Source organism: Gilliamella sp. W8128 (assembly GCF_016100545.1).
GTDB classification, from domain to species: domain Bacteria; phylum Pseudomonadota; class Gammaproteobacteria; order Enterobacterales; family Orbaceae; genus Gilliamella; species Gilliamella apis.
On record NZ_JACFSE010000003.1, the window covers coordinates 243255 to 264751 of the forward strand.

Sequence of the window (21497 nt, forward strand, 5' to 3'; positions counted from 1 at the left end):
ACTACCCCGTAAACTGAGGTTCTGCGTCCTTTAGTTCTTGCTTAACCAGTTCAGGATCTGCACTAGGGTCAATGATGTCGATTTTTTGCATCGCTCTAATCATATCTTTATCCCTAATTGCTCCAGTTTGCCACGAACTAACAATGGCTGTAATCATCCCTGCATCAGCAACTTTAGAAATAAATTCTTGATTGATTGTATAAGTAACATCATTACTATTTAATCCAAGATAATGAGCGCACCATCTTAAGGCGGTTGTATAAGCCTCTGAGATATTAGAGCAACAAATGCCAAGTACCGATGTTGATGCGGTTTGATCTCCATTAGCTTGAGTAGCTGTTTTTACCGATGAGTTTTGCTCAATTAACCTTGCGCCGAGAGCTACCATGTAATTGCGCTTGTCATCCATGCCCTCTTTCGCTAATGAGTTAGGTTGCGCTTGAGCATAGATAAAACTACCACCCTGAGGTAACATTAATGGAGTACGAGAGCCTATTTTGACCCCGTTTTGTTCCAAATGATCTCGCCACCCTTCATCAAGCCCACTAATAGCTGGTTGCACTTGCCCACAGAAAAATAAGCTGTCCTCATAATCAGCGCTATTCCGATAATGTCCTAAATTGATTTCAATTAGTGAAGATAACGGCGAATCATCTATTGTTGGGTCGTTGCTTTGTGCTCCTACAAAAGTAAAAGGTATTTCATCCCAATTCTCATGACCTTTAGGTTTTGGAAGATAATTAGAACTAATTTCAAATGGTCCGCTGTTATTTTCTCCTGCTCGACGCCAAACACGACATATAAATTTATTATCCTCTATTGCTAATTCTCTATACTGAGTTATGTCTTTAAAACCATAATCTTCTGGTTCTTCGACAACCTCACGTAAAACGACTAAAACAAGTTTATCTTTACCATTAATGCGCTTGGTTCGCCAATTAATGATATCCTCTGCCTTATAAACCAAAATCATTGCCTCATTAGAATCATCGGAGTAATCAACATATAACCCATGCCTTCCAACCTCTAACACTGATTCAAGAGTAGCCTGTGATTGTTGGTAAATACTTGTTCCTGCACCATCAGCATTCGTTTTAAGGTATTCTAACTTATCAGGAAGGCTGACCGTCGGGTCTTTTCGAAATGCCATTCCAATTAACCCTATTTTAGTATTACCAGTAATATTATAAAAAACAGCTCGCTTGATATAATCTTGGTTTCGTCGCTTATTTCGTTCGCTTTCATCGGTAGGATCGAGAAAAGGTAAATATTTATTTCTTTTTGATTTAACTATTTCAGCACCAGCACAAACATCTCGCATTGTTTCCCAATGTATTGATGCCTGTTTATGCTCAGGTCGAATGAATGTAATATCATGTTTCATTAGAATGTTGTATCCATTTTAATAGTGTAAGCTGGTCTGCGTCTATTACGATTAGCAACAGCAAAATAACGGAATGCATCAGCGGCGTGTGATGCGTGGTCATGTAGCGGCTTATCTCGCCAACAACCATTTTTATCATCCCACGCTTTACGATACGCTTCTAAACTAGCAATACCTTGCGCACATCTGTCTGAATCAAATGCACATATTGGTAATAACTCACGAACTGATTCGATACCATCATCAACGCTGTTTTTGGGAACGACTTTAAAGTTAATGCTGTATTTTTCCCCGTCAATTTCGTAACCTTCTTTAGCAATTTGTTTTCGGCTTTTACCATCACCTGACAACTCACGGTTATCAATATCATGAGGTGCCCAATGCTCTGCATACTTATAGCCAAACTCTTCCGCTTTACTTTTAAGCACCTTCATGTAATGTCTTAGCCCTTCGCCACTATTTTCATAGTAGTCAATAATATGGAACTCATCACCAACCTTACGCACAAACCAAATAGCTGTTGAGTCACCCACACCTAAATCCCAGTATGTATAAACATCCAAATGACTATTATCGGGTAATATTGTGATGCGATTTTGACTATATAATTGTCTGAATTGGCTTGCGTAATAAGCGCCCTCTATTGATTGCTCGAACGCTTCACTTGGTATAGATGGATATTCACGCTTCATATCATCACCCAGTGTTTTCTCTTTAGCGTGATACCAAGCTTTTTGCTCTTCTGTTAAATTAATGTTGTGTTTTGATTTAAGTTTGTCGAAATAATCAATTAACCTTTGCGGCAGTTTTTCAACAGGCTTGATTGCATATAAAGGATTTTTCCACCACGAAAAGAAGAAAAATTTCCAGTCAAGTGCAGATAAAGACTTCCTTAAAATGAACGCCTTTTCCGCAGTGTTACAGTAATCATAGAAATAACCGGCTTTACCTTCAGCTGTGCTTTCTATAGTTATGAAACAATCTGTTGCTACAGCCTCAAAAGCACCTGTGACAATCTCTCTTGCTTTATCAGGAAATTTAGCGCAGATTTTACCGAACTCAGAAACATGTAAATATTTTAATGTACCACCACGAAATGAAGTGTTTACATAAACAGAGCCGCCATTATTAAAAACTAATTCACGCGCGGCATCGTTTTTTGCCGGGTTAGCTTGTTTTATTATTTCAGGTAGGTTGTCATAGGCAAACTTAACCTTTTCTCTAAACAGCCTTTTTGCATCTTCGAGATTGTGAGCAATTAACGCACATTTATCAGATTGAAATAATGCGGCGTCTAACTGAATAATACATACTTCAGTAGTGAAGCCGAGTTGACGTGCTTTTAAAATGATATTCCTTGTATGCATCCCGTTAAAATATTCGAGTTGCTCAGGTGTCATTTTGAATTTAATTTTCTTACCTGTTTTATCTGTTATGTAATACAGATGGTTTAATCGCCAGAATCTATCTTTGAGGTTCTTTTTCAATTCATCAAAGTATTGTTTTGATGCTGCCATTTAATTTGCCTCGTCGGATATCTCCTTCATTAGTGACGCCATTTCATCAGCCATGTTAACTGTAGTTTCGGTCTTCTCTTTAAATGCTTGCACACTTATATGTTTACCTAACAATTCAAGATTTTTTGTTTTATCTGGCCACTTAATTTTTTTCATAATCGCTTCAGTGTCTCCGCTTCCAATAATTGCAATATCCAATCCTGATAATGTGGTCCGCCATGTTCTCGGCCATTCTTTAATTGGGAGGAAGTCACCCGATGGGGAGAGGATGTCTAATATATCCATCTGGTCTATCTCAACTAATCGCTTTAGTACATAGTCGGCATCTATTTTATTGCGGTCATTGCGCTGTTGCTTTAACTCCATGATATAACCTTGCACCATAACATTTGATAACAACCTGCTACTCTGTTCTTGTGCCGAGCTTTCCTTATATCCAGCCCTTATTGCTGCCTGTGTCGCGTTTAAATCGATTAGATACTCACGACAAAACAGCTCCTGTTTGTCTGTGAGCTTTGCCATATTTATACCTTTATTTTTTAGATAATAAAAAGCCACACTAAGCGGCTATTTTTTGTTGTTCATCAAATAACTGTATGATGTGATTGCGTTTGAATAATTCCATTAACCTTAATTTCCTTTCTTCAAATTCCATACCTAATTGGATAAAAGTAGTATTAGCTCTTTGAAGATCGGTAATACATTTAATTTGGCATGGTGTAAGGTGATCTCGAATTGATTCGCTTTTACCTATATGATGAACATCTTTGAATTTTGATGCTGTCATACCTAATGCTATACGATTGATTAGGTTTGCTTCATTACTAAAATCATAGTGCTTTGGTGTCTTGCCTTTTATTTCTAGTTCATACTTTAACGCATCTGTCATAGGGCGATATTCAACTTTAGCTATATTCCGATCGTTTATTTTTGCACTTAACAATGATCGCATATCAAAAAATGCTTTTACTAACGTCTTTTTAAACTTAATTACTTGCTCGTTATTTCGCATGTACGTTATTAACAATGTAGCTTGCTGTTCATTTAAAATCGCTACACGAACTTGAGCATTATTATAACCAGCTCGGATTTCAAATCCGACCTCACCAAACTCATTTAAATCATTTAAATTGCGGTCAATTAACTTGATAACAGTGTCATGCGATTTATTAACACCCTGTGCGATTAAATCAGATTGAGTAAATAATTCGAATTTTTTAATTTCTACTAATTTCATTTTAATGTCCTCTATAGAATGAGCCTACGTCTCACACAGAATAAACAGCCCAAGAGTTAGACATTAACTGTCATTCTCATAGACTCATTCTGTAAAGCTCTCGGTTAATATTTGCCGTGTGATTGGCATTGTGATTGTAGAATTGGTTGCGGTGCGTTTTTGCACCGATTGAAGTTAAATTTTTTTGAATTTTAGGCACAAAAAAACCACCGATTAGGTGGCTATATGTCTTTTAGATACAAAAAAACCGCTCTAGGCGGTTTATTGGCAATATATATATTTGTATTAAAATTTAACCAAAAAAGTTGACGTTTGCAAACACCAAAATTAAATTATTTTTTAAATCATTTAAAAACAATTGGTTATTTAAAAGACCCTGTCGTGAAAATATTAAGAATATACTAACAGAGGAACAGGGTACGGTTACTGTAGCTAGATGATTTTTAGTAATTCGGGCTAGCATCTAGCCGTGCCCTTTTATTCTTTCCATGTTTGAGCTTTCACACCAAACATTTGACCTGTTAATAGCGAATGAAAGCTAAGACGCGAGGTATTCCCGTAATTCATCAGAATTAAATGAATAATCAACAATTTTATGTAATGTGATAGCCTTGTTTGGGTAACTCGCCATGAATAAATCATCATGGCTAAATAAAATGAGATCGTTGGGTGACATTGATTTTATTTTCCCTATCGTCTCATTTAAACACTCAATATCGCTATCACTGAGATAATCAAAATTAGCCATTCGTTTTGGCGCCAACATCCTAGCCCCTGATTGCCTAACATGATAGTTCAGAGATTCTGTAATTCCTTGGTAATGATGAAACTTCTTTCCCAAACCATCAATCATGTTGTGTAGAATTAATAAAACTATTTCATCATTTCTAATCACTGCAAAATCATTTATAACGAATCGCCCATATCGCTCCAAGTGATACCTGTTAGCAAAATAAATAATGGTATGTATGCGAGATATGCAGGCAACCCTAGATGCCACATATAGCAAAACCTCTAATCGTTTAGTGTGATCGAGGCGATCAATAAGCATTTGCTAACCTCTCTTATCGCCCTTTTTATTATAAATTGATTTAATTTCTCTTGTTTTTATGTATCTATCCAAGTCATGAGTATGACCGTATTCATCCAAAAAACATTTTCCATCAAACATGTCTAATATGTTCATAACAGAAAAGACCCGAAAACTGCCTATTTCAATCATGCTAACGTCCTTATCTTCAAAATGACGCACAGCTCGGTCTAATTGCACATATAAATACTTATTTACCCATTCAGGCAAATCTTTTCGTTGATTCAAAAGGCGCTTTAATACTATATCAAGTTGCATTTTCCCAAATTTAATATAGTGTTCAGCACCTAGCTCGTCATTATTTTTCATTTATTAATATCCCGAATAGCTCTTTTATCAGCATTACACTTCTCTATAACATTGAGTAAGTGTTCGTTATATTTCACGCTATCACCGAATGTCATTGATTTAGGCGGTAAATTTGGTAGGCAGTCACTTAATAGATTGGCTGGTATTGGTTGATTCACGAAGATTTTTCGCTCGGTTGTACAAGCTACCAGAAATGGGCATAGGCACAAACTGATTAGCACAGTTATTATCTTTGAGTTGCTCATTGATTTGCTCCTGCCGTTCTATTGATTGATTTTCTAGCTCACGTTTTGATTGCTCGTTATCTGCAATGACTTTATTGTTTTTAACGATAGTTTGCTGTAATTGTTCGATTTTATTTGTTAGCTCTAATTTATCGTTTTTGAGTCTATTTTTTTCCTGATAATTGTTGTAACCGAAATAAACAGCTAGCACAAAACTAACGACAATTAATGCAATACCTAATATTTTTGATTTATCCATCAAACTAACCCGTTTAAGTAAACAGTTTTACCGCCCTGTTTAACCGCTGTTAACACTATTTGCCGGTTGTTGTTAGGACTGAATCCAATATGCACCCACTGATTATGCTCTTGAATTAATTTATCGAACTGTACACCTGCATCGATTAAACGTTGGCAAATTTGTTTGGGCGTTCCATACGAACTATGAAAATCAACGGCTAACCCTTTAGTATGAGCACTGGTTGACACACCACCTACACGTTTGTTTAGCTTAGGGCAACGATATCCAGAATTAATAACGATTGGTTTACCTAGCGCCTTTCTTACGACTTCTAACTTGATAGCGGTTAGTTTGACGTTCGGCATTAAATCATCAGGTACAGAATTATCTATTTTCAATTTAGTAGCTGTTGGTGAATATGTGAATTCTTCAAGTTTAAAATGTTCTGTTAGTTGCATTTATTCTCTCCCTTACGTATCTTCCAGCAAGTCAAAATTCTTGGCCATTGCGCAGTCCTAAAAGCGCCCATGACGTTACCTTTATGCGCAACTAGGACTGCTAAAATAAAGCTCCTACCGATTATTTCTGTAAGGTCAATTATTTTGGGTTGTCCGATAAAAACCAAAATCGGGTCTGATATCATCGCTAGCATTAATGAGTAAGCAAAAAGCGAGGGCCAAAATCTAAATTTTGACTTACCTCGTTTATAACAAAATAGAACGCCTGCAGATGACAAGCATAACGCAACAACTATCCATCTAAGAAAAGGCTGTACTGCGTTCATGTCGAAGTTAAATAAGCTTGCTAAAAGATACATTATTCATCCCTCCTCTTGGAGAGCCATTTTATAAAAGTGCTAAAAATAGATTTCTCAACTTCTTGATTTTCAAGCATTGATACTAATACTTTTACTATAAATGCTGATGACAATAATGCGCCTAATGATTGATCAACAGTTAGTTGGACAAACGGGATTAATGAAGCAATGATTTTCCCAACAGCATTTGATGTTGTGATACCAAGAAAAAATGACAATATGAAATACAACCAGCGCCGTTTTAAGCTGATATTATGGCTAGATGTCATATAGAGCGTTGCGCCAGCAAATGAGCTAATAATTACTGGATATGCGTCAGATCCAGAAACAACACCTATAGCGCACATAACCGCCAGAAATGCTGATGTAGAGGCTGGCTCTTGCATGTTTATACCTTAATTAGTTGTTGATAGAAATGACAGCGTACTAGCTAATGATTAGTAGTGTGCGTATCTAGCGTTGCTGTCGATGCTGTAGAAGCCTCCGAGCGTATCTATATCAAAATGATTAGATTGAGATATTAGAAAGTGGCGTAGGAGGACTGTTATTTGAAAAAAGACAATCAGCGAAAACTACATACAGTGTTGTTAAATAAATGCTGATTGCCAGAAAATAAGCATAAAAAAACCGCCATTTAGGCGGCTTGATTAATTAGTACATTTTTCGGTAATGAACTTGTTATCATTACCCTGTATTTGTTCTATTTGTCGATTCCTGTCACATTCCCATTGTTCTGGCGGGTACATATCATTCCACGCCGTCATCAACTTATGGTCAGAATCCGATAAATTGATATTGTATTTATCTTGCATATAAAAATATGTGCGTGCAATCATGCCTCGAATTTCGTCACGAGGTTGAAATTTTCGCTCTTTAAAATCGACAGCTGATTGACATTGCCCGTACTGAGTAAATTCTTTTGTAAATTGTGAGTAGCGATAATTAGAGCGGTCACCGTTCACCTCGCCGATAGCTGGTTGTAGATTGTGTAGGTCGCCTTCCATAGTGTTGAACGTAACATCCTTTTTACACTCTTTGCGACCACCGTCACGCCAACATTGTAGATGCCGACCGAAATTTTCGGCCGGCATGACGTGCTCCCATTCTATACGAGATGCGCGTACCTCATTTTTCCGCGGTGTATAACCGCATTTGCTGAAATCTACAGAACCTTTTTTACCGTCAAATGAAAACTCACATCCGCAATAGAATGTCGTTTGTTCAGGGTTAGATTTATAGATTTTAACTAAATGATTTTTTGCATTATTGAAATTTTGCTGAGCCGTGAATGCTGGTGTAGAGATTAAACAAAAAGATAGAAGAATAAATTTTTTTAAGAATTCCATTTCAGACTCATAAATTTTAGATAATAAAAAAGCCCAACTTTTGATTGGACTTATAATTTATGCGCTTTAAACCGCATCTTACACTAATTATATATGCGCATTTGCGCAAAGTCCAGCATTTTAATAACATTTTTTTGAATTTTATGCTGCTTTTTTGAAAAAATCGTAAATATTACCTCTTATAAACATTTCGGCTTGGTTTAATAAATTAATAATATCGTGAGGTCTTTTGCCTACAGCTTGAGCTTGAGCATTACACGAAATATTACGCAAATAATAAGCAGTTAATACAATCCATTGTGAATAATTATCTAATTTAAGTTTGAGAACCGCATTATCAACAATCAGGGCTTCTTCCTCAGTTAAATACTGACGATAATCAAAATCCATTGGCGCACCATTAATACCTGCCGATTTTGAGGGGTATTCTGTTCCCATTCTTTTTAAAATACGGGTGTTTTTCCACGCCGTTAAAATTTCTTTAGTTTCTCTCATTACGCCCCCAATTTACTTATAGATAATTCTATTCTGCCACCCTTGATAACTTCTTTTCTTTCACTGTGTAATACATCTATTTGCTCATCATCCAAAATGACACCGCTATGAATTAATGCATCAAAAATAGCCTTATTTATATTATCTAGGTCTCGTTTTCTTCTATCTGGCATATAAGCTTTAATTTCAACCATTACCCTTTCAGATAACTTCTTATTAGCTTTATTCTGCAATACGATAGCTATAACGGCGTTTCTAAATTTAATGCCGTCAGGTTTAATGTATCTTCGCTTTCCTGCCGTTCCCCAATAATGATTAACCGTTGGAGGGTAAGGAAGTGTTAGTATAATCATGCTTTCATTACCCCTATTTTCCCTCGCCTTGCTAACTGAATAATTGTTAATACTATTGCTTTATCCAATAAAATTCGTCTTTCTTCTCTTGTTAATTCTTTACCGTTATCAATCTGATAATGACATTGATTACACAATGCGGCACATGCACAGTCATCCGTTTTCATACCCATTCCCTTGCCTTCATTTCTATGCGCAGGCTGAGTTTGACAATAACAACCACATAAGACGCAATATTCTATTGATTTAACAGCATCGAGCCATTTTGAGTTTCGATAAATAACCTGTTTTATCATCATGCCACCTTTGATAACTGGTCTTTGTACTGCTCTGCTAATCGTATGGCTTCTAACGCATCATTACTAAATTTAACGCCATTTTCCGCACCAAATTGTTCAGCACATGTCACCACGTCAGCAAATTCTTTTTTATTCATTTTGCGAGTTGATAGCCCCATAAACACTAGTCCGCCTTGAATGCCTTTTACGCATTTCTGCCCATGCAAATTAGCCGTGATTAAATGCTTCCATTCCTCTGATGTGAGCTTTTCTCCGTTCCATTCAACTTGCTTGGCAATATCATTCAAAACAGCCCACATCATGCGATTTTGTGCTAACGTGCGATTGTCTTCATTAATTACAATCCGCAATGGATGCTCGCTATCGACTGGCAATTGATTTATTACGGCAATCGCTATGTTGCGTGCTAGTTCGTGTGTTAATCGAAATTCTTTAATCACTTCTAAACCCTCACACACTGGAAATTACACACCTCAACATCAACTTTAGTATTGCCAAACGAGTTTTTAACTGTAGCCAGCGTTTTAATTAAACCCTTTTCTGTGAGTTTTGAATCACGATGCAACACGATTGTTCCCCACGCTTGCCAGCCTTTCTTAACTTCTGCTGTTATTTGATATTTTCTAGCCATTTTTGTATTAACTCCCTCAATTTTTCCCTTTCTTCGTCAGTGAGCTTCTTTACCCTTTCATCTAGCTCACGTTTAATTTTCGGTATATTTGTTTTTGGTTTTGGCCTCGCTATACTGATCGCATAGTCATATGCTATTTTGTCCAACATGTGATATTGACCGAGCGAGCAGTGGTTAACTCGCTTTAGCATATTTACGCTCTTTTCTGGCTGGCTCGACATTCGATTGAGCATAAGCCTCTGCCTGATTTATATCGTAAATTCGCGCGTTCTTAATTCCTGCATATACAGTAAAATTGCCTGCGCCATGACGATTTAATGCCACAATAATCTCCATTAGGTTTTTATCTGCCTGATCGTTGTAAACGGAATCGCGATAAATACCGATCCAGTAATCACAATCTTGTTCGATTTGTCCTGTATCTCGGCTATCGCTTGGAACAGGTCGTTTATCACCTCTGGATTCAAGATTTCGATTTAACTGTGTTAATAAAACAACTACACAATTCAATTCTTTAGCGAGCGCTTTAAGCCCTTTAGTTATTACCCCATAAGCTAAATCATTGCGTTGGTCATCTCCTTTTTCCTTGTCCATGAGCGTTAGATAATCGACCATGATCATGCCAATCTGTCCTTTCGCTTTTGCCATTCGTCTTGATTCTGATCTGATATGTGATAATGTGATTGCTGGTGTATCATCAATGTAGATATTGTCGGTTTCAGATAGCTCTTTGAGGTGATGCATAACTCGTGCGAACTCTGAATCAGCGCCTAAACCACCATCATAAAAAATATCGCTACTAACGCCTGATTCCTGCGCTAAAATGTTTTCGAGCATTTGCTCGTCTTGCATTTCAAGTGAGAAGATTAACACTGGTAATTTTTCATTCATTGCACAGTGACGTGCCATGTTAATCTCAAATGTTGTTTTACCCATTTTTGGGCGAGCACCAGCAACAAATAATGAGCCTCGAACCAAACCTTTTGGAGCTAGTTTTTCGTCTAACGCTTTCAGACCTGTAGATAATCCTCTTGCACTGTCGGAATTATCTAATCGTTTTTCAAGCGTTGCTGTCCATTTGTCAGCGATTGTATTTAGTGATTTAAGCCCTAGCGTTTTACCTGTTTTGTTATAGTCATCAATTTGTGTAAATAACGATTGAATAGCGGATAGTTTTTCACTGGTTGATAAATTAGATTTTTCATAAATCATGGCGCTACAATCGTTTAATTTTTGCAATGTGTAACGTTCGATTGCCTTGTCTCTAACAATTCCAGCATATGCAATAACATTCACCATCGATGGCGTGTTTTTAGATAATTCAGCTAAATACGCTAATCCGCCACATTCTGATAATGTGCCTTTTGCCTCCATGCTGTCTGATACGGTGATCAAATCAACTGGATAATTCTTTTTGCTCAGTTCGATAATTTGGCTAAAAATCATCTGATGTTGTTTGCTATAGAATGAATCAGCTTTTAACTGGCGGATCGCTTTTTGACAACGTGGAGAATCGAAATTAACCATCATTGTGCCGAGTACCGCTTGCTCTGCCACTAAATCGTTAGGTGTGATATTCATAGCGACCCCTCAATAAATTTTAAATACGTGGTTGTTTTTACAATGTAATCAAAATCAGCACGCCATCCTCTGTCATTTTCGCCAAAGTAAAACGGTTTTGCGTTGTCCACAAAATCATAAAAATAACCAGCCAAGTTTTGGAATGTTGGTTGTTCAAGCTCTTTAAGTAATTTCTTCACTGCGTTTTTTCTTGCAGGGGTCATTTTTACGACTTTAGGCAATCTGTTTTCTACAGCATCGTTGTATGCATCCATGACTAAATCAAAATCAATTGAATTTTCATTTTTTGGTGCAGATTGGTCATCGTCAGATGACATATTATTTTTATTATTACTTTCTTGTTCTAATACTTTATTGTTCTGTTGGTCATTCTTTTGGTCATTTGATTGGTCGCATCGTTGGTCATTAACCTCATTTGAGGTATTGATACTATTAGCTTTGCATTGGTCATTAGGTTGGTCATTCTTTTGGTCATTTGATTGGTCACAAAAATATGACTGATAAGCGTCATAATTCATGATTGTTATAACAGTACCTAAACGGTTTCCAACCCTTGAAATCATGCCTTGCTTTTCAAAAAATTCTAATGCTCGGCGTATTAATGTTGAGTTTACAGGTTTCCCACCAATTTCGATTTGGCTTGCTAGAATTTCTCTAGTTGTCACTAATTGACCTCTTGTTAACTCCCAATTAACACCCTTAAAATTAACACTTCTGCTTTTATAACTTGCATCGAGTAAAAGGTTTTCCCATAAAGTACGTTTAATTGCGCACTTAGCCCATTCAGCACGTCTAACACTTCGACTTAACGCAATATAACCCTTTTTAAAGTTATCCATGTTTACGCCTTTTTTAGCGTCATAAAAATTAATTACTTCTGCTGTAGACATGACGGCTCCCCTTTAGCTTTTTTAAATTCTTCGATCAACCGTTTCCCAAATTCAGGATTGTTTAATGCAATCATTGCTAACTCGTCGGGTTTATCTGCCCGTTGACATGTCTTACAATTTGTTTTATTCTTTTTCATGTATTTATTCCTTTCAATAAATGCACCCGCCACTAACCGCTAATTAGTGGCTTTTTTATGCCATTTCATCAATTTCTAAGTATTTTCTTGCTAAAGTTTTTATAGATTTCAGCTCTGCTTGTGACACTTCTAACGAATCATCAGGAACAACTTTTAACCCTAAACAAGTTATTAGTTTTGCAATCACGGGAATATCATCGTTTTTTAATCTAGATATTTTTGACTCGCTCATACCCAACTCTATTGCAATAGTTGTCTGTGTTTTTTCTGCAAGACGTTGCAAGATTATGCTTTCAATCTTTCTCGCTCTTTCATTTGTTTTATTCGATAATTTTTCCATTGATTTGATCTCTGTTATTTTTTCGATACAAAGAGCTATCTACCTTTAATTTTCCATTGGTAAATTCTTGTAGACGATACGCGTTTTTTTCTGGGATTATTTCGCCCCACTGGGAAACAGCAGCAGGACTAATCATCAAAGCATCAGCTACCTTTTTGGGGCTTTTAAAATAATTAATAACTATTTTTTTTAGCATAATTTAAATCCATTAATTTAAGACTTCTAAAATATTACATTGTTAGAAAACTTAAGTCAATATGATTTAAGATAACTTAAACAATAAAAGAGGTGTCAAATGGCAACAGAAACAATTGGCCAAAGAATACGGAGCCGAAGAAAGGCTTTAAATCTTACTCAAAAAGACTTAGCTAAATCTTTACAGGACGCTAGCCATGGTTCAATATCGCAATGGGAGTCAGATACTACATCACCTAGTGCAAAAAATTTATTCGATTTATCAATAGCACTTGAATGTGATTTTGCATGGCTTCTGAATGGTGGGGAAGAAGCCAATATTGTGCCTGCATCATTAAAATCTTTCAAGGTGCCATTAATTAGTTATGTACAAGCAGGAGTATGGACAGAGTCTTGTGAGCTTAGGGATTTAACTGGATTTGAATATATTATGACATCATTAGAATTATCAGATAAAGCATTTGCATTACAAATAAAAGGTGACTCAATGGAGCCAGAATTTAAGGAAGGTGATGTTGTTATCATTGATCCAGCCATTAAACCTATTCCAGGTGAATTTGTTGTTGCAATGAATGGTGAATCAGAAGCTACTTTCAAGAAATATCGCGAATTAGGACATGATGAACACGAACGAATGCAATTCGAGCTTATCCCGCTTAATCCAGACTACACAATCATGAGTACATTAAAACAACAAATTAGAATAATTGGTACTATGGTTGAGCACAGAATATTTAGACGTAAAAGATAATAGTTCCAAATAGAACACGGCTAACCGCTTCGGCGGTTTTTTGAGAGTGAAATATAGGTAACCGGAATAAGGTAGTAATATATCATGATAGAAGAAATTAAAATTAAAAAGTATTTAAAATTACACGATATTAGTTTTAAATTTTCAAATAACATCAATGTTATTTCCGGAGGGAATGGTACATGCAAAACGACTATTTTATACATCATAAGTAATTCATTTAAACAACCAAAATTAAAAAACAATCCAAGCTTAAAACTTATTAACTCATTAAACCAACTTATAAATCCAAAAATTGAATCTTTAGCCAAAGCGGGATTAGTAACAAAACAAGATAATAATGAAGGAAAAGTTTTTGATATAAAATATTACGACCGTCCCAATCCTATCCCTTTTAGAGTGAAGGATGATGGAATGTTAAATCGTTATAGAATTATCCCCAATTATGCAAAAGGCAAAAAAGAAAACTTACCTGAAATACCTATAATTTATTTAGGATTACCGAGGCTAATTCCAACTGGAGAAATTCCTGATGACACAGATGTAATCACTATAAAGAAGTTTTTACCACAAGAATATAGGGATAAGTACAATGAATTGTATAATGCTTTATGTAATATTGAAATAGCCGAGATTTTACCTCAAGAGAACATTGCAAACATAAAAAAAAGGCCAACATTTAGAAGCAACATCAGTGGGATTGATTCAAACACAATATCAGCAGGGCAAGATAATATACAAATACTATTAACAGCATTACTGTCTTTAAAATACTATTATGAAAATAGTAACCAAAGTAACAAATACGAAAGCGTGTTACTAATTGATGAGCTAGATGCTACATTACACCCAACACTACAATATAAAATATTGAAAATAATTCATGAGTTTTCTATTGATTATAAAATACAAGTTTTTTTCACAACACATAGCTTGTCTCTTATTGAATATTCAATAAAAAAAGGATGTAATATTTTATATTTGATTGATAACACCACACCTAAAACACAAAGTGGCTCTATAATACTGTTACCTGATCCGACATTACAGAACATATCATTTTTTCTCCAAAATAAAATTGATGACGGGAAATACAAATTAAAAAAAATCCCTGTTCTAACTGAAGATGAAGAAGCTAGAATTTTTTTAAAAGAAATACTTAATTACAAAAGAAAAGAAAATGATGATTTTTCAAAAATAGAAACCGCATTACACTTGGGCCAATTTAATATTGGTGCGCAAACACTGAAGCAAATGAATGATGATGAGTTTTTTTTCCGTTCTTTAACCCCTTCAATAACCATTCTTGATGGAGATGAGAGGCCTTCTAATCAAGATCCTAAAGCTTATAAACAAATTAAAACAATTTATAGCAAAAAAAACATTATTTTTCTTCCAAGTAATAAAAGTCCTGAGAAATTATTATTCGACTATTCATTATATATTTATGACAACGATCCTGATTTTTGGTCCAGTGATGATGTGTTACATGCACAAATAACAAAGGAGTATTATAGAGAAAATATAAAAATAGAAATAGAAAAAATAGATGAAATAGAAAAAAATTATAGAGAAACAATGAAACCATCAAATGGAGAAATTAGAAAGAAAAGAAAAAGCCATTTTAATCAAAATGAAATATTTTTTAAATTATTACTTCGACACTGGCTAGCAAATGACGAAAATAAAACAGCACTAGATGAGTTTATCCATGATTTAGAATGTTCATTTAAACGTGTTTGTACACCGAATGGAATTAATCCAAATATTTGGCCAAATTAAAATTTAGTTCTGGCCAATAAAATATAGTTGATATACACTAATAATCATATTCACTATTTTGATACCATCATGCACTATTCACCATTAAGATATCCTGGGGGAAAATCTAAGTTTTCTCCTCATATTAAAAATATAATAGAAACCAACAATATTGTTGGTTGTGACTATTATGAAATTTATGCAGGTGGCGCTGGTGTTGCTCTTAATCTTCTAATTGATGGTATTTGCAAAAACATTCACATTAACGATGCTGACCCGGCTGTTTATTCATTTTGGAAATCAGCTATATATGATACTGAAAATTTTTTACGTTTACTTAATGATACGCCTATAACAATCGATGAATGGTATAAGCAAAAAGAGATCATAAATAATCCATTAAATAACTCTGAATTAAACCTTGGATTTTCAGCTTTTTTCCTCAATAGAACGAACCGCTCAGGAATTTTAAAAGGTGGGGTTATTGGCGGTAAAAAACAAGATGGAATTTATAGAATAGATAATCGATTTAAAAAATTAGACTTAATAAAAAAAATTCAATTAATTAGCAGTTGGGCCAAAAATATTTTTGTTACCAATCTAGATGCATCGAAATTATTAACTCAAATAAATAAAACTAATAATAAAAATGTTTTTATTTACTTAGATCCTCCTTACTATGTAAAAGGACAAGGACTATATAGAAACTATTATAACCATGACGATCATGTGAAAATCAGAGAAATACTTGATGATGCACAATTCCATTGGTTAGTTTCATACGATAATAATGAGAATATTAAAGAGATATACAAGCAATATCGTCAAAGAGAGTATAGTTTAAACTATAGCGCTCAATTAAAAATGAAAGCTAAAGAAATTATTATTTATAGCGATTCATTAAAAATACCCGACAACTAATTGCTAAATTTTATTCGAGCGACAGAAGTCGCTTTTTTCACGCCCAAAATCCCCACCACAACTTTAAAACACCTTTCTATTAAAAAATAATTTGCAATTCAAAATTACTCATAACCCGCATATTAAAAATCAAGCTATAGAATACTTAAATTTATTTTAGATTTCTTAAATATTTTATTGACAAATAATTTTAGATATCTTAAATTATTACCCATCAAAACAAATCAACCTACCAATCAATTAGCAATACTACGAGTTACTAATTAGGTAGCAAGATTCAAGTAGCTAGCAGAGGCATATGAACATACTGCGGTTTTGGAAAGTAGCAATCACAGCAGTACGCATCGGGTGAGCGACTTAATCACTCCCAGCCTCGACAGAGACCGACTGGCCATCAAGTTCTTTAGTAAACAGATTGCTTAACTTTATATAGTAACCAGAGATTAGAGGCGGCTACTGGTTGCTGATTCCGCCTAGTGGGTAACTGGATGAATTGTGCAGGTAAACCACCAAGCAGGCTGAGAGGTCTGCGCCTAACATTCATAAGTATTTTTACGAGAGTACTTATGAATTACTGACAGCTGGAAAGACAGCACTTACTACATCCGCTTGCCCTCTTTATGAGGGCTTTTTTCGAGGTGATTATGACTAATAAGGATTTTGTCAATGTGAAAACTAAAGATAGGTTTCGCAATGATTATCAACTAACGGATAGCGAAGTTAAATTTGCCCTATTTTGCACTTTTATTGTTGTATTTAGTGGCTTGTTTGGCTTGTTTTATTGGATTTTGCAAATAGCAACGAGGTGATTTATGTCGTTACAAAGAGCTGTAGAGAATTGGCACGAACATGCATATTGCAAAATGATGGATGATGCAGAGATGCAAGATGCAAAAGAAGAATGGATTGAAAGTCGAGCAGAAGAGCTGATTCAAAACTTCGGCAATGACAATGACTGGCAAATTATAGAGCTACTAAAAATCAAGTTAGAAAGTAAAAGCATCGACGCTGATATCTACGATAAATTCGTTGTTGATATCTGCTATTCACAGGCTAATTTCGAATTAAATAAAAAGTTTCAGCATTAAGGCTTGGCGCCTGCCTCGAAAGCGCTATTTATTTCTATCATCCTTTGCCCTCTTTTGAGGGCTTTTTTACAGAGTTAAAACAATGAATTACAACGAATGGAAACAAGAATATTTAGAACTGTTAATTGAGTTAATAAAACAGCATGAGTATTCAAAAAATTACACGCAAACATACATAACTGAATTAGCTAATGAATTACTTGAACGTGGCGGGTTTTATAAAGATTTTGGTCACTGGGAAGTAACACCGCCAGCACAGGCAGTCAAAGAAAGTTTTGAATTATGGTTAACAGATTATTTTGAGGATTAAATTATGAGCGCATCAAAAGAAAAAAACAACAAGAATGATACTTATTCAGAATGTAAAAAATTAATTCAATCATTTTCAATTCGATGCCCTTTTTGTAACGCAGAGGCTGTTCTATATAAATATTCAGATGATTCCGAGCGAATAGAGTGCTTTGGTAATTTACATGAATAACTAAAAAATCACATTCAGGATTGAGGAATAAATTATGAACAGATTAGAAATAACAAAACAAAACGAAGAAAAAATACTTAATTCATTTTATAGCGAATTAGAAGAGCAAGGTTTTTCATTCTCGGTATATGACGGCGAGCTTTTTAATGAAGTGTCCTCAGTTGATGATATTTTAAATTTATATCACAACCTCGATGTAATGCACATTCATGTTCAGAAAGGTGACTATAAAGCTAGTGCGTCATTTATTTTCGGAAATGGAGAGGATGGGATTTATTGTATGTATGATTATTCATATTCATTACAAGAAAAAAATTTACTTACTAAAATATTTGAACTGATTGATGAGTTAGCAGAAGAAAGATGTGAAAGGCTCGCCCTTAGTTAAGGTTTTTACAGAATTTGAGGAAGAAAACAATGATTAGTAACGAAGTTAAAGAAAGATTATTACAAAAGGATTGGCGTGTTAAATGTAAAACTGAGCATGAATTAGCGTTAGTGTTAAATGCATGCTTGGATTCAGGTTTGCATTGGATTAGTGGAGATAAAGCTTCATTCATCCCAGAATCAATTCTTGAAGAGATGCTTGTTTTTATTGCGAGAGACTCTATTTTTGATAAACAAGGTATTTGCTGGGGCAGCTTTGAAGATTTTCTAACTGACAACTCTGATTGCGAAGACATAACTAATTGGTTTTTCGAGGAGTTGAGGAAATAACATGAACAGCATACCAATAGATTTTGTCGGCTGTAATGTTAGACAAACTGACCGAATGGCAATCAATTATGAACTTACTAGGGGCGAGCAAATATACGCCCTTTTTTGTGTCCTTTTAACGACATTTGGCAGTTTGTTTATGTTGTTTAGCTGGATGTTAGATGTGGCGTCGAGGTGATTACATGAAATGGGAAGAAATTTATCAATCGCTGTCAATTCAAGAAAGAATGATCGTTGATGTGGCAGAGGCATACAGAGTTGATTTAACAAAATTAGCTAATTTACAAGTTCAAAAACAAGAAAACGTCACGCATGTGATGGAGGAATTATATGGTAGAGATTAGAAAGGCGGTTAGGAAAAAAGCCAAATTAAGATTAGGTATAGCCGCACCCAGTGGCGCAGGTAAAACATATTCATCTTTGCTGTTAGCGTTTGGTTTGGGTCAAAAGGTAGGGTTAATTGACACAGAACAAGGTAGCGGTGATTTATATGCTGATTTGGGTGACTATGACATTATTCAAATTGAAGCCCCCTACACTATTGATAAATATCTACAGGCAATTAAGGCGTTCGAGCAAGCTAATTATGACGTAATTATTATCGATAGTCTTTCTCACGCATGGGCAGGCGATGGCGGTTTATTGGATAAACAAGGGAAAATCGCAGATAGCGGTAAGGGAAATGGCTACACAGCTTGGAGAAGTATCACGCCGGAGCATAATGCGCTAGTTAATGCAATGCTAGCAAGTCCATGCCACATTATCGCAACAATGCGAAGTAAGCAAGAATATGTGCTACAAGTTAACGATAACGGTAAACAAGCTCCCAAAAAAGTTGGTATGGCACCAATCCAGCGCGACGGAATGGAATATGAATTCACTGTCATGTTTGATATTGATATTAATCACAATGCAACATCAACAAAAGATAGAACGCGGTTATTTGACGGCAAAATTTTTAAGATTACATCAGAAACTGGCGAGCAATTGCTGGCGTGGTTAAATAACGGTGTTACAAAAGAGCAGGCGGAAGTTAATAATTTCAAAGAAAAGACCTCTAATATTTCATCTTTGGATGAACTGCAGAAATTATTCGCTATTAGTTTTAATAACTTACGTGGATGCAGTGAGCAAGAAGAAGTTATAGAGCACTACAATCAGTTAAAGATAAAGCTTTCAGAAGGTGAAAATAATGAGACAGTTTAATATTTATTTCGATATAGAAACAATTCCAACCCAGTCTGACAATATAAAAAACTATATTCAAAGTAATTTAACAGCGCCGGCAAATTATAAAAAACCCGATTCGATAAGTGCTTGGATTGAAGAAAATAAAGAGCCAGCTTATCGGAAAACTGCATTAAATGGTGGTTTTGGTCAAATTGTTTGTATTGGTTACGCAATCAATGACGGAGATGTGAAGGTAATTCATTTTGATAACTGGGCATCATCCGAAAAACAAATATTGCAATCATTTTTTAATGATTTAATTGAGTGTTATAGACCAAGTTCAGATATTACACCACATTTTATTGGTCACAATATCGAAAACTTTGACCTGCGCTTTATTTATCAACGTGCAATTGTGTTAGGTGTAAAACCACCGGCATTTTTACCGCTCAATAGTAAATCATATAACAATATGTATATATTCGACACAATGACGGAATGGGCAGGTAAACGTAATTACGTGTCTTTGAATGAAATTTGTTTGTCGCTCGGTATACAGCCAAAAGGTGACGAAATAGACGGTTCTAAGGTTTGGGATTTTGTGCGGGATGGAAAATTAAAACAAGTTGCAGACTACTGTGCTGATGATGTTGAAAAAGTCAGAGCTATTTATAAAAGAATAACATTTCAAGATGTTGCTTAATTAAACCGCATAACCGTCCAAGTAACGTTTTTTAAAGGAAAGAATTATGACTAGATTAACTAAAACTATCAAAGAACAAGTTTGTAAAAATGCAATTGAGCAATTATTAGTGGAGCAAGAAAATGGCAAATAATTTAAATCAGTGTTTATTCACGGGCAGAATCGGGAAAATTGAAGAACGTTACACTTCTGATAACAAGCTAATCATTAATTTCAGTATAGCAATTGGTAGCTATAAGAAGAATGGTGATAGTTATGAAAACGTCACAGACTGGGCTAATTTACGAGCGTTCGGTAAGATTGCGGAAAAAGTGCTAAATAAAGGCAAAGGCGCTTTTATTCGTGTGACAGCTCGCTATAAAACAGATAAATGGCAGGACCAATACGGCAATAACAAAACAGCTATTTATTTTATAGTTGATGATTTTGAAGCGTTAACGTTCGATAAAGTCAACAATCAGTCAGAACAATCACCTGAGCAAACACCAGCACCAGCTCAGGCTCAGGCTCAGGCTCAGCAAGATACATTTGATGATGATATTCCTTGGTAGGTAAATATGGATAAACAAGAAATAATTAAAAGGTGCATTGAGTCTTATTCAAGACTAAAAAATTTAAAATTAGTTGGGCTTGAAGTTGGTATTCCGTGGCAGACGGTTTATGTATATCTAAAACGAGAGGGAATAATGGTTTGATTATAAAGTTAATGAGAATGAACTTGCAGGATTCTTTAAGCAATTAGTTACAATATTATCCACAAAATCTGTTAATAACTCACTGAACAACCACCCTAATCTATTAATTTATTACAAATATCTG

33 protein-coding genes are annotated in these 21497 nt (G+C 35.2%); 12 read left to right on the plus strand and 21 right to left on the minus strand.

The genetic code is table 11. The annotated features are described in order from the left end of the window. Position 1: 1 nt before the first annotated feature. The 21 genes from H3U97_RS04365 to H3U97_RS04465 form a co-directional block, all read right to left on the minus strand. The gene (locus H3U97_RS04365) at positions 2-1384 is read right to left on the minus strand and encodes a DUF4055 domain-containing protein (protein ID WP_198198331.1); all 1383 of its coding nucleotides are present in this window, start codon (positions 1382-1384) and stop codon (positions 2-4) included. Continuing rightward, positions 1384-2901 (minus strand): hypothetical protein, encoded by a 1518-nt coding sequence (locus H3U97_RS04370; protein ID WP_198198333.1) that lies wholly within the window; start codon positions 2899-2901, stop codon positions 1384-1386. The genes H3U97_RS04365 and H3U97_RS04370 overlap by 1 nt, the downstream gene beginning before the upstream one ends. After that, positions 2902-3423 carry a terminase small subunit gene (locus H3U97_RS04375; protein ID WP_198198335.1) on the minus strand — a complete coding sequence of 174 codons (522 nt, stop codon included), beginning with the start codon at positions 3421-3423 and terminating at the stop codon, positions 2902-2904. A 37-nt stretch (positions 3424-3460) separates the two neighbouring features. Further along, positions 3461-4138, minus strand: coding sequence for a Rha family transcriptional regulator (locus H3U97_RS04380; RefSeq protein ID WP_198198337.1), 678 nt, complete (start codon positions 4136-4138; stop codon positions 3461-3463). A 538-nt stretch (positions 4139-4676) separates the two neighbouring features. Beyond that, positions 4677-5189: a type II toxin-antitoxin system antitoxin SocA domain-containing protein gene (locus H3U97_RS04385; protein WP_198198339.1), complete on the minus strand. Its 513-nt coding sequence runs from the start codon at positions 5187-5189 to the stop codon at positions 4677-4679. A 3-nt stretch (positions 5190-5192) separates the two neighbouring features. Further along, on the minus strand, positions 5193-5537 hold the full coding sequence (locus H3U97_RS04390; protein ID WP_198198341.1) for a hypothetical protein: 345 nt from the start codon (positions 5535-5537) through the stop codon (positions 5193-5195). A gap of 123 nt (positions 5538-5660) precedes the next feature. Continuing rightward, positions 5661-6020, minus strand: a complete 360-nt coding sequence (locus H3U97_RS04395) for a hypothetical protein (protein WP_198198343.1) — start codon at positions 6018-6020, stop codon at positions 5661-5663. Further along, positions 6020-6460, minus strand: a complete 441-nt coding sequence (locus tag H3U97_RS04400; protein WP_198198345.1) for a D-Ala-D-Ala carboxypeptidase family metallohydrolase — start codon at positions 6458-6460, stop codon at positions 6020-6022. Before H3U97_RS04400 ends, H3U97_RS04395 begins: the two co-directional genes overlap by 1 nt. After that, complete coding sequence (locus H3U97_RS11585; protein ID WP_198198347.1) at positions 6451-6819, minus strand: phage holin family protein; 369 nt, start codon at positions 6817-6819, stop codon at positions 6451-6453. The genes H3U97_RS04400 and H3U97_RS11585 overlap by 10 nt, the downstream gene beginning before the upstream one ends. After that, positions 6819-7205: a putative holin gene (locus H3U97_RS04410; RefSeq protein WP_198198348.1), complete on the minus strand. Its 387-nt coding sequence runs from the start codon at positions 7203-7205 to the stop codon at positions 6819-6821. Before H3U97_RS04410 ends, H3U97_RS11585 begins: the two co-directional genes overlap by 1 nt. 261 nt (positions 7206-7466) lie before the next feature. Beyond that, positions 7467-8165, minus strand: a complete 699-nt coding sequence (locus H3U97_RS04415) for an endonuclease (RefSeq protein ID WP_198198349.1) — start codon at positions 8163-8165, stop codon at positions 7467-7469. A 141-nt stretch (positions 8166-8306) separates the two neighbouring features. Continuing rightward, the gene (locus H3U97_RS04420; protein WP_198198350.1) at positions 8307-8660 is read right to left on the minus strand and encodes an antiterminator Q family protein; all 354 of its coding nucleotides are present in this window, start codon (positions 8658-8660) and stop codon (positions 8307-8309) included. Then, positions 8660-9013, minus strand: a complete 354-nt coding sequence (locus H3U97_RS04425; RefSeq protein ID WP_198198351.1) for a RusA family crossover junction endodeoxyribonuclease — start codon at positions 9011-9013, stop codon at positions 8660-8662. The genes H3U97_RS04420 and H3U97_RS04425 overlap by 1 nt, the downstream gene beginning before the upstream one ends. After that, on the minus strand, positions 9010-9312 hold the full coding sequence (locus H3U97_RS04430) for a hypothetical protein (protein ID WP_110447370.1): 303 nt from the start codon (positions 9310-9312) through the stop codon (positions 9010-9012). Before H3U97_RS04430 ends, H3U97_RS04425 begins: the two co-directional genes overlap by 4 nt. Then, entirely contained in the window at positions 9309-9752 is a 444-nt protein-coding gene (locus tag H3U97_RS04435) for a recombination protein NinB (RefSeq protein ID WP_198198352.1), read from the minus strand. The genes H3U97_RS04430 and H3U97_RS04435 overlap by 4 nt, the downstream gene beginning before the upstream one ends. A 2-nt stretch (positions 9753-9754) precedes the next feature. Then, positions 9755-9943, minus strand: a complete 189-nt coding sequence (locus H3U97_RS04440) for a hypothetical protein (protein ID WP_198198353.1) — start codon at positions 9941-9943, stop codon at positions 9755-9757. Positions 9944-10117: 174 nt separating this feature from the next. Beyond that, complete coding sequence (locus tag H3U97_RS04445; RefSeq protein ID WP_198198354.1) at positions 10118-11524, minus strand: replicative DNA helicase; 1407 nt, start codon at positions 11522-11524, stop codon at positions 10118-10120. Continuing rightward, the gene (locus tag H3U97_RS04450) at positions 11521-12414 is read right to left on the minus strand and encodes a replication protein (protein WP_198198355.1); all 894 of its coding nucleotides are present in this window, start codon (positions 12412-12414) and stop codon (positions 11521-11523) included. Before H3U97_RS04450 ends, H3U97_RS04445 begins: the two co-directional genes overlap by 4 nt. Further along, positions 12396-12551, minus strand: a complete 156-nt coding sequence (locus tag H3U97_RS04455; protein WP_198198356.1) for a hypothetical protein — start codon at positions 12549-12551, stop codon at positions 12396-12398. The genes H3U97_RS04450 and H3U97_RS04455 overlap by 19 nt, the downstream gene beginning before the upstream one ends. A gap of 55 nt (positions 12552-12606) precedes the next feature. Further along, positions 12607-12891 carry a CII family transcriptional regulator gene (locus H3U97_RS04460; protein ID WP_198198357.1) on the minus strand — a complete coding sequence of 95 codons (285 nt, stop codon included), beginning with the start codon at positions 12889-12891 and terminating at the stop codon, positions 12607-12609. Next, positions 12872-13087 (minus strand): Cro/CI family transcriptional regulator, encoded by a 216-nt coding sequence (locus H3U97_RS04465; protein ID WP_034945234.1) that lies wholly within the window; start codon positions 13085-13087, stop codon positions 12872-12874. Before H3U97_RS04465 ends, H3U97_RS04460 begins: the two co-directional genes overlap by 20 nt. A gap of 99 nt (positions 13088-13186) precedes the next feature. On the opposite strand from H3U97_RS04465, the gene H3U97_RS04470 reads away from it, so the two are divergent. The 12 genes from H3U97_RS04470 (at position 13187) to H3U97_RS04525 (ending at position 21229) form a co-directional block, all read left to right on the plus strand. Then, positions 13187-13837, plus strand: a complete 651-nt coding sequence (locus H3U97_RS04470) for a S24 family peptidase (RefSeq protein WP_198198358.1) — start codon at positions 13187-13189, stop codon at positions 13835-13837. An 84-nt stretch (positions 13838-13921) separates the two neighbouring features. Beyond that, entirely contained in the window at positions 13922-15619 is a 1698-nt protein-coding gene (locus H3U97_RS04475) for an AAA family ATPase (RefSeq protein ID WP_198198359.1), read from the plus strand. A 69-nt stretch (positions 15620-15688) separates the two neighbouring features. After that, positions 15689-16519, plus strand: coding sequence for a DNA adenine methylase (locus H3U97_RS04480; RefSeq protein ID WP_198198360.1), 831 nt, complete (start codon positions 15689-15691; stop codon positions 16517-16519). An 812-nt stretch (positions 16520-17331) separates the two neighbouring features. Further along, positions 17332-17607, plus strand: a complete 276-nt coding sequence (locus H3U97_RS04485; protein WP_198198361.1) for a hypothetical protein — start codon at positions 17332-17334, stop codon at positions 17605-17607. A gap of 82 nt (positions 17608-17689) precedes the next feature. Beyond that, positions 17690-17917: a hypothetical protein gene (locus tag H3U97_RS04490; protein ID WP_198198362.1), complete on the plus strand. Its 228-nt coding sequence runs from the start codon at positions 17690-17692 to the stop codon at positions 17915-17917. Positions 17918-18122: 205 nt separating this feature from the next. Next, on the plus strand, positions 18123-18476 hold the full coding sequence (locus H3U97_RS04495; protein ID WP_198198363.1) for a hypothetical protein: 354 nt from the start codon (positions 18123-18125) through the stop codon (positions 18474-18476). A 29-nt stretch (positions 18477-18505) separates the two neighbouring features. After that, positions 18506-18805 carry a hypothetical protein gene (locus H3U97_RS04500; RefSeq protein ID WP_198198364.1) on the plus strand — a complete coding sequence of 100 codons (300 nt, stop codon included), beginning with the start codon at positions 18506-18508 and terminating at the stop codon, positions 18803-18805. A gap of 1 nt (position 18806) precedes the next feature. After that, positions 18807-18983: a hypothetical protein gene (locus H3U97_RS04505; RefSeq protein ID WP_198198365.1), complete on the plus strand. Its 177-nt coding sequence runs from the start codon at positions 18807-18809 to the stop codon at positions 18981-18983. Then, positions 18967-19149 (plus strand): hypothetical protein, encoded by a 183-nt coding sequence (locus H3U97_RS04510; protein ID WP_198198366.1) that lies wholly within the window; start codon positions 18967-18969, stop codon positions 19147-19149. The genes H3U97_RS04505 and H3U97_RS04510 overlap by 17 nt, the downstream gene beginning before the upstream one ends. Continuing rightward, positions 19136-20011: an ATP-binding protein gene (locus H3U97_RS04515; RefSeq protein WP_065560686.1), complete on the plus strand. Its 876-nt coding sequence runs from the start codon at positions 19136-19138 to the stop codon at positions 20009-20011. Before H3U97_RS04510 ends, H3U97_RS04515 begins: the two co-directional genes overlap by 14 nt. Beyond that, positions 19998-20678, plus strand: coding sequence for a ribonuclease H-like domain-containing protein (locus tag H3U97_RS04520; protein ID WP_198198367.1), 681 nt, complete (start codon positions 19998-20000; stop codon positions 20676-20678). Before H3U97_RS04515 ends, H3U97_RS04520 begins: the two co-directional genes overlap by 14 nt. Positions 20679-20800: 122 nt before the next feature. After that, positions 20801-21229 (plus strand): single-stranded DNA-binding protein, encoded by a 429-nt coding sequence (locus H3U97_RS04525; RefSeq protein WP_198198368.1) that lies wholly within the window; start codon positions 20801-20803, stop codon positions 21227-21229. Positions 21230-21497 lie beyond the last annotated feature (268 nt).